The sequence below is a fragment of the Clostridium sp. genome, assembly GCF_051650885.1.
Lineage (GTDB): Bacteria > Bacillota > Clostridia > Clostridiales > Clostridiaceae > Clostridium.
Genome location: NZ_JBOFRG010000354.1, coordinates 1 through 2,496 on the forward strand (window position 1 = coordinate 1; position 2,496 = coordinate 2,496).

Here is a 2,496-nt window from a genome sequence, read left to right on the forward strand (position 1 = left end):
TATACTTGCAGAATTTACTTTAGTTAAAACCTCATTAGTTAAAACTTCAACACGCTCTCCATTTGGTCTATTAGGGTCTTTTGTAAATGAATATGAAACGGCTCCCTTATTTGGAATTGGATTTACCTTTGGAATAGTAATTACAGTAACTTTATAAGTTAAAACAACTGTATTTCCAGGTAAAATATCTGAAACATTAACACCAAGGCTTGGATCAGCTCCAACTTGATTAGCTCCATTTACAGTAACAGAGTTATTTATAAAGCTAGTTCCTTCAGGAATAGTATCATGAATAACAACATTTGTAGCTACAACATTACCTTTGTTAGTTACAGAAATTGTATACGTTAATTCTTCCCCTACTTTTGCATAACCTTTATCAACTGCCTTTGTAACACTTCCATTATCAGGATTTATATTTGGTGAATTTACTTTAGTTAATACTTCATTACTAGTATTAGTTACATTTGTTTGTACTGGTGCTTGTGGATTTACAATAAAGCTATAACTAACATTTGCTGTATTTGGAATTGGATTTGGATTTGGCATTTCAACAATTTTAACTTTATAGCTAATTCTAACATTTCCACTTGGTGCTATAGTTCCAACTTGGATTCCATTTTCAGGATTTGCACCACTTATATTTTGACCATTTACAGTAACAGAACCTGGAATAAATGAAGTTCCACCTGGAACTGTATCTCTCATTACAACATTTTCTGCATTTACATTTCCAGTATTTCTAAGATTGATCGTATAAGTTAAAATTTCACCTACATCTGCAAAAGCTTTATCAACAGCTTTTACAAGTCCACCATCTTCCTTACCAATATTTGCAGAATTTACTTTAGTTGTTGTAGTATTAGATGTTTCACGTCCTTTTTCACCATTTGGATTATTAGGATTAGCAGTATAGCTAAAGGTAACCTCACCTTTATTTGGAATTGGATTTGGATTTGGGACAGAAACTACCTTTACTTTAAACTGAACTTGAACTGCACCATTTGGTTCAATAACTCCAACTGGAATTCCTTTTTGAGGATTAGTTCCTGTACTTACTACACCATTTATAAGAACAGAGTTATCTACAAATTCAGTTCCATTTGGAATTGTATCTATTAAAATTACATTATTAGCATTTACATTTCCTCTATTTCTAAGAGTAACAGTGTAAGTTATTACATCAGAAACTTTTGCAAAATCCTTATCAGTAGTTTTTTCAATGCCACCAACATCAGGTTTTAAAATTGCTTCATTAACCTTAGTGTAAACTGTATTTGTAATAGCTTTGTCCTCTTTATACTTACTAGTAAGTGGATCTACTAAATATCTATAGTCAACCATTCCTTGATTTGGAATTGGATTTGGACTTGGCATTTCTGTAACAACTACCCTAAATACAACTACAACTGTTTGATTTGGTCTAATTGTACCAATTGATACACCACTTCCTGGACTTTGATTCGCCTTCGATGCACCATCTACAACGACAGAATTGCTTACAAAGCTAGTTCCATTTGGAATAGTATCATAAAACACAACATTTTCAGCATCAATATTTCCAGAATTTCTTATTCTTACAGTATAAGTTATTTCCTCACCAATAGCTGCAAATTCCTTATCACGGCTTTTTACTAAATCTCCCTTTGTAGGGTCAATACTTGCTTCATTTACCTTTGTCGTTACTTCATTTGTGTTTCCAGATCCTGGACCTTTTTCTCCTGTAACTGGATTGACTACAAATTCATAATTTATTGTTCCACTATTCTTAATTGGATTTGGAATTGGAATAGTTGTTACGAGAACCTTAAAAGTTATAACTTTTGTGTCATTAGGATTAATACTTCCAACATTTACTCCAACTTGTGGATTTGCATTTGGAATAATACCTCCATCAATAGTAAACGTATTTGGAATAAAGCTTGTTCCATTTGGAACAGTATCTTTAAAAATAACATTATCAACTTTAATATTTCCAGTATTTTTCATTTTAATAGTGTAAGTTATTGTATCTCCAACAGATGCAAACTCTTTATCTGTTTCCTTAATAAGTCCACCAGTTGCAGGGTCAACAATACCTTGATTAACAGCAGTTGTAACAGTATTACTTTCATTAGTCTTATTTACACTATTAGGATTACTTGGGTCTACTGTATAACTATAATTTACAGTAGCTTTATTTGGAATTGGATTTGGATTTGGTATTTTCAAAATTGTTACTTTAAAGGTAACAACACTAGTTCCATTTGGTGCAATAGTTCCAATTGGTACTCCATTTTGCGGATTTACTGAGGAGAATGGTGTTCCATTTACAGTAACTGAACCTAAAACGAAGCTTGTATCATTTGGAATTATATCAGTAAGAGTTACATCATTTGCGTTTACATTTCCTGTATTTCTTAAATTAACAGTATAAGTTACCGTATCTCCCACTTTTGCATATGCCTTATCCACTGATTTTACAAGCCCACCACTTTCTTTATCAATAGTTGCAAC

General features: G+C 32.1%; 1 protein-coding gene. It reads right to left on the reverse strand.

Going from position 1 to position 2,496, the window contains the following annotated elements; translation table 11 throughout:
- Window positions 1-2,496, reverse strand: a 2,496-nt coding sequence (locus ACRC28_RS17865; protein ID WP_438544802.1) for a DUF7507 domain-containing protein, incomplete at both ends; no start/stop codon positions are given.